We start from the raw sequence: 5,970 nt of genomic DNA, 5'->3' as shown, positions 1-5,970 counted from the left end.
AAGAATGCCAGGATGTCATCGGGCGAACGCCCGCTGGACCTGGCCCAGAGGCAAGGCCACGAGGCGCTGATTCCGCTCCTCGAACCATGACCGCGTGAGGCGACCCATCTCTGCTGTAATTACCTTTCCTCCCGATTTCTCATAGCGTCGTATACAAATGAGCCCGTCCGTCGTCGTCTACTTTTCATCAGCACGATCGACTCCACCGCCAGCAGGGTCCAATGAAATTGGCAGGTCCGTGATACCGCTCTTGGCCCGCTGAGGTCGGATACGTATCCAGTCAGATACTGCCTGTATCGGAAGAGATAACTCCGATGAACACAGTGTGCTGCTGGAAAACAAACGACTCGTTGCATTACGCGTGGTGATGCGTGGTTAGGTGGGAGGCGCGGAGTCCACCTCTCAATACGCAGTGGCATCGATCGTGCTCAAATCGATGAATAACGACGGGGATACTTTTCTGAAGGAAAGAAAAATCGTTGCGCCCTTATCCGAACGAAAGGAGCATGTTATGACTAACAAATCCACCTCATCGGATACTTTTCTCACAGCACGTTTCGGTTGGTGGCGATGCATTTCAAAAATCATCGTTTTTTCGGCCGCCACGTTACTGATAGGGACGCTTGACGGACGCCCCACCCATGCCGCCTCGCTCGCGGATCTCAAAGCAACGTGGATCGGATGGTCCTCGATCAAAATCAGCGAACCTGGGTTTGACTTTGGCGGCGAGACGTTCGTTGCCGGGGCGCCGACCGATGACGGCTGGATTGACTGGTTTCTCATGGATGGCCAACTCACTCCCTCGCTCACCGGGCACCTGCATCTGCATGATGTTCGGGAGCTCTGCGCCCGGATGCGGGTCGACTATTATGTCGGAGGGCAGCTATGGACGACAAAATACGGCGGTCAGGTTTGCGCGGATGACGACAAGCATCACGAGTGGGATGTGTTGATGAATGACTATAGCAGCAGCAAGATCGATGAGGTACGGATATCGATTGAAAAGCTCACGGCCTCCAAGGATTGGACAATCGTCGGCTCACAACGTCGGAGACTTTCTCCCGTCATCGATACAGTCAAAATCAGTGAAGACGGCTTCGACTTCGGAGGTCAAACGTTCGCCGGCAGTGGACCGACCAATTCAGGAAAGGTAGTCTGGACCTGGAGCGGCGCGCAGGTCAGCCCCCGACTTACAGGCACGCTACACGTGAATAATGCGGCGACCGCATGCGCAAGGATGCGCATAGAATATTTCAAGGACAATAATAGTCGCTTAGCCGAGAAATTCGGCGGCAGCGTCTGCGCGCCCGACAACAAGCACCATGCGTGGGACGTCGACCTCGAACCTTACAGCAACAACAAGCTGGCGTATATCAAGATCGGTCTACAGACCCTTGGGGCGGATGATGTGTGGCGTACGGTCGGCTCAACAACATCTTCGTACGTACGGGTGCCTGCGGCTCTTTGCGGCGGAGGCGGTGATTGCATCCATTCAGCCTCGGCAAGAATCGACTGAGATGTGCTGAAGAGCGAACGGGTACTCCACCGACTCTGGATCAGGAGGATCATAATGGGACTCTTAGATGGACTGATCGACAAGAAAACCGATGCGGAACAACGGCGAAAGGCCGAGGCTAAGGAGATAAAGAAAGAGGCCCGTGAAGACGTCATGATGCAATCTCCTTCTCTCTCTTCTCATCATGCGGCCTATGCCGGTTTGGCGCTCTTGATGCTCGTGTTGGGCGTGCCCTCGTCTCATGCCGAACGTTATGCCAATGATCTCATACTGACAGGCACGGCATTTCCGTCCGAGCATATTTCCGGCTTCAAAGGAACCGCCTTTGAATTGGGCATTCCTGACAGTGAATCGACGGATGAGTATGCCATCTTCGGCATTTCATCGGAGGAACGGCAGGATCACCCCTGCTACGTATCAGTCAAAACAGAGAACATCAACGATTCCGAACACAAACTGGACCTAAAGAAGGAACTCTGCGATGGAAAGGAACGCAGCAGAGAGATGGTTGCGGCCTACACGGACTCCTCATATGGTAAACGTTCATTCGTCACCGGTGTGCGAGTCTGCATGAACAACGACAATACCCGAGTCAAAGGCATTCAGATTCGCGGAGGCACCATGACCGACGAGGGTCGGCTCCGTGCTCTGGAGCGGAAAGTCGAAGGCCAACGCAGCGGCGGACTCCGGCGAGTTGCTCCAGAAGAACCTCAGGACGAACGGCCGAACTGTAACGACAACTGGAAACGTTGGGCGCTCTGTCCGGGCGACAATCACATCGCTACAACAGTCGAGCTCCACTTCGAAGCCGGCAAAGAGCCTCGCTCACTCACGGGGATCGCTCTGAAGTGCCGCCACGTTTCCGCAGCCGGTTCCGGAACAGGCGCGGTGCGACGATGAGGAAAAGCTTCTAGAAGCCGGGCAAGGAGTGTCTTTCGTCACATCCCCTGTAGGAGGACGTGGGAAGAATGATTGACACGATGTGACCGACACGGCGAGACATTGGCAAGGGCATTGGATAGCTATCCAACCTCCCATAGTTTCGTATAGACGGGTCCACCTGGACGCAATTCACTTTTCATCAGCGCCAGGAACTCTACCGCCAATACGCCAAATGGAATGGGGTGGTCCATGGCGCCGCTCTTGGCCAGAGCCTGGCCGACATGGCGCTCCCCTTCCTTGACCCGCGCCAGTGTCAGATGCGGACTGAACGGTCTGCCTTCCCCCGCGAAGCCGAAGGCTTGGCAGCAGTTTTCCACCGCCCGATGCAACTCCGTCAGTCGTTTCGCGTCATCGTCCTGCTCCCACTGCTCCGATGGGCCGGCCCAGAGCACACGCGGCTGTTGAAGACGAGGGAATACGCCGAGCCGCTCGATCGGTATATGGACAGCCCGATGGCTTGTCATTTCTCGTTCGACGGCCTCCCGCAAAGGCTCGATCAGCCGCTCATCTGTGTCACCGAGAAACTGCATGGTGAGATGAATGGACGACGGCTGCACCCAGTTGATCCGGATGTCTTTGGATGATTCATGGCCGAGCCGTTGTCTGAGGTCTTGCCGAATCAGCATGATCCGGTTGCGGAGCTCGTCTCTCAATTCTACGGCAAGAAACGTCCGTATCATGCCTCCCCTCTGGCGATGAGCCATCGACGAAGCATATCAAGGGCCGCCTGAGCGGCGCGTTGTCGAATGACGGATCGATCACCATGGAACCGACATTCCTTTGTCATGACGTCATCACCGCCACCGTCAAGCCCGATGTAGACCAACCCGACGGGTTTGGTTTCCGTCGCACCGCCCGGCCCGGCGATGCCCGTGACGCTCAATGCCACCGATGCACCGGCACGGTCTCGCATGCCCTTGGCCATGGCTGCGGCCACTTCCCGGCTGACCGCTCCATATTGCTCGATAAGACGTGCCGGCACATCGAGCATATCTGTCTTTGCCTGGTTGCTGTAGCAGAGCACCCCGCGATCGACATAGGCTGAAGATCCCGGGACCTGCGTGAGCCGATAGCCAATGAGACCTCCGGTGCACGATTCAGCGACCGCAACCGTCAGACCCTGTTCCCGCAACATTCGACCGACCACTTCTTCCAACGTGTCGTGTCCCTCAGCATAGACCCATTCTCTCAATCTGGCACGCACTCCCTCAGCCAATGATCGAAGAACGGCTTCATTGATCGATCGATGAGCTCTGGTTGTCAGCGACACCAGTACTCCTGCCGGTGACGCCAGAAGCCCCAACACAACCGGCGTCCGTTTCTGAATGAGTCCTTGCAGCTTGGTATCCACATCGGATTCCGGCAATCCCCATGTATGAAAAGTCAACCGTGTGATGGGATGGGGATGTATCTGCTTCAATCGATCGAGTTGATCCGCCAAGAGCGGAATCACCGATCTCTGCATCATGGCCTGCATCTCACTGGGGACACCCGGCAGCGCAAACACGCGCGCGTTCCGCCATGACAACGCGAAACCGGGGGCGGACCCGACGGGGTTGTGTATGACTGTGGCTTTGGACGGAATCAATGCCTGTCGCAGTTGTCCGCGGTTTGGTATGCGCCCCCATTGAGCCAACCTGGCTCTCATGCTCTCGAGCGCTTCCTTGCGGCAAGCCAGCCGACATCCCGTTACCGACGCGACAGCTTCCCTGGTGCAGTCGTCGACCGTCGGACCTAATCCCCCTGTCATGATCACAATGCCGGCCCGACGGCAGGCTGTCGTCAGGACTCCGGCAATGTCCGATTGATCGTCTCCCACGATGGTCTTGAACCTGACCTCGAAGCCGATCGCGGCCAAGGCATCCGCGATAAACAATGAATTGCTGTCGGACCGGCCTCCCACGAGCAGCTCGGAACCGATCGCAATCGTTTCCACAAGATACGCGCGCGCTGATGAAGCCATCGGCATGTGTGAGCAGTTACTCTAGCTCGGCAAAGTTGAGTGAAAATCGCACTTCGCCGCCGGTCGCGGGAAATACCGTGATGGTCGTCTGCGCCTTCGGATCGAAATCGGCATACCTGAAGGTGGCGACGACTTTTGCTCGAAATTTCGGTGATTGTGGCCAAACCGAACTCCGACTGGCTTGGCCATCGACCCGCACAGTGGCAGGTTTGACAATCCTTCCTCCTTGGTCAAGTACGATATAACGGTTCACAGCAAACGAAGGACTATCCCCCAGAATCATTGTGCTCACCTGCATCGTTTGAGCCTCAGTGACCTGCGCAATATCGGCTGCGCTCGGTTCGAGCCCTCGTAAGGCCATGTGTGTTGCCAGGACCGACAGTCCTCCGAGTTTCGTGACAAGAAATCCGCCAGGATGCAGCTCATCGCCGCTTCCAAATCGAGTATAAAATATTTCGGGAGCTTGACGGTGCGCCGCCGCCTCTTTTCCTCGATCGAGTGACAGTCGGATTTGTGCCTGTTCCGGCTGCACCTCGATCGCGGCCGATGGGCACACGAAGCCACAGGTCCAGATTACCGCCATCCACACGAACCCGTGTACAAGGAATTTCATAGAACTGCGAGTAACAGAACCTTTTGTGGCCTGTCAATGAATACTCTCCCGTCTCTCCCGTTGACAAGACTAAAGGGGAAATGCTAAACGAAGAAAAAATGAGGAAGTGTTTCCTTTTAATTTACTAAAGGAGCTTTGAATGTCGACCCCGGATACTCCTGCTGCCACACCGACGCCTCGACGCCAGTACGTAAACTTTATTTTTTATAAAGTGGACCCGGCTTGGCGGCGCTTACCGGAGGATGTGCGCACGCAAGGTAAACAAGAGTTCATGCGGGCCGTGGAGGACTTCAACGGTAAAGTATTGGTGGTTCCCTATTCCACCATCGGCATCCGAGGGGACTGCGACTTCATGCTGTGGCGCATCAGCTACGATCTCGACCTGTTCCAAGATATGGGCACCAAGATCCTCGCCTCCGGCCTCGGACAGTATCTTTCCACCCCTTATTCTTATCTGGCGCTGACCAAACGATCCGTCTATGTCGATCACCACTCACACGCGGGACAGGAAGGGAAGCGCCTGACAGTGGTGCCGGGAAAGAGCAAGTACATCTTTGTGTATCCGTTCTTAAAGACGCGGGAGTGGTTTTTGCTGACGAAGGCAGCGCGTCAAGGCATGATGGACGAGCATATCGAAGTGGGGCATCGGTTTCCATCCGTAAAGTTGAACACGACGTATTCGTTTGGTTTGGACGATCAAGAATGGGTCGTCGCGTTTGAAAGCGACAAGCCGGAGGATTTTCTTGACTTGGTGATGGCACTGCGAGAGACGGAAGGATCGCGGTATACCCTGCGGGACACGCCGATCTTTACCTGCATCCGCCGCAGCCTCAAAGAAAGCCTCGACACTCTCGGCGGCTAGCTGGTCGAACAGAGCAGTACTAGGGGTCTTCGGCTGTCACGACCGAAGACCCTTTGTTTTTATTGGCAATAAAC

6 protein-coding genes are annotated in these 5,970 nt (G+C 55.8%); 3 read left to right on the top strand and 3 right to left on the bottom strand.

Annotation, left to right across the window (positions count from 1 at the left end):
- The first annotated feature begins 511 nt into the window (after window positions 1–511).
- The gene (locus ACOSYY_RS06175) at window positions 512–1,516 is read left to right on the top strand and encodes a hypothetical protein (RefSeq protein ID WP_421661389.1); all 1,005 of its coding nucleotides are present in this window, start codon (window positions 512–514) and stop codon (window positions 1,514–1,516) included.
- Window positions 1,517–1,570: 54 nt separating this feature from the next.
- Window positions 1,571–2,416 carry a hypothetical protein gene (locus ACOSYY_RS06170; RefSeq protein WP_421661388.1) on the top strand — a complete coding sequence of 282 codons (846 nt, stop codon included), beginning with the start codon at window positions 1,571–1,573 and terminating at the stop codon, window positions 2,414–2,416.
- 122 nt (window positions 2,417–2,538) lie between these two features.
- Here the strand turns inward: ACOSYY_RS06170 and thpR are convergent, their stop codons facing one another.
- From thpR to ACOSYY_RS06155, 3 genes are read right to left on the bottom strand one after another with little or no spacing between them, the layout of a single operon-like run.
- On the bottom strand, window positions 2,539–3,138 hold the full coding sequence (gene thpR / locus ACOSYY_RS06165; RefSeq protein WP_421661387.1) for an RNA 2',3'-cyclic phosphodiesterase: 600 nt from the start codon (window positions 3,136–3,138) through the stop codon (window positions 2,539–2,541).
- Window positions 3,135–4,427: a competence/damage-inducible protein A gene (locus ACOSYY_RS06160; RefSeq protein WP_421661386.1), complete on the bottom strand. Its 1,293-nt coding sequence runs from the start codon at window positions 4,425–4,427 to the stop codon at window positions 3,135–3,137. Before ACOSYY_RS06160 ends, thpR begins: the two co-directional genes overlap by 4 nt.
- Before the next feature lie 10 nt (window positions 4,428–4,437).
- Window positions 4,438–5,034: a hypothetical protein gene (locus ACOSYY_RS06155; protein WP_421661385.1), complete on the bottom strand. Its 597-nt coding sequence runs from the start codon at window positions 5,032–5,034 to the stop codon at window positions 4,438–4,440.
- Between the two features lie 139 nt (window positions 5,035–5,173).
- Between ACOSYY_RS06155 and ACOSYY_RS06150 the strand changes: the two genes are divergently transcribed.
- Window positions 5,174–5,896: a chlorite dismutase family protein gene (locus ACOSYY_RS06150; RefSeq protein ID WP_421661384.1), complete on the top strand. Its 723-nt coding sequence runs from the start codon at window positions 5,174–5,176 to the stop codon at window positions 5,894–5,896.
- Window positions 5,897–5,970 lie beyond the last annotated feature (74 nt).

Source organism: Nitrospira sp. BLG_2, from assembly GCF_049222245.1.
This window is presented reverse-complemented; position numbering and strand designations above follow the sequence as displayed.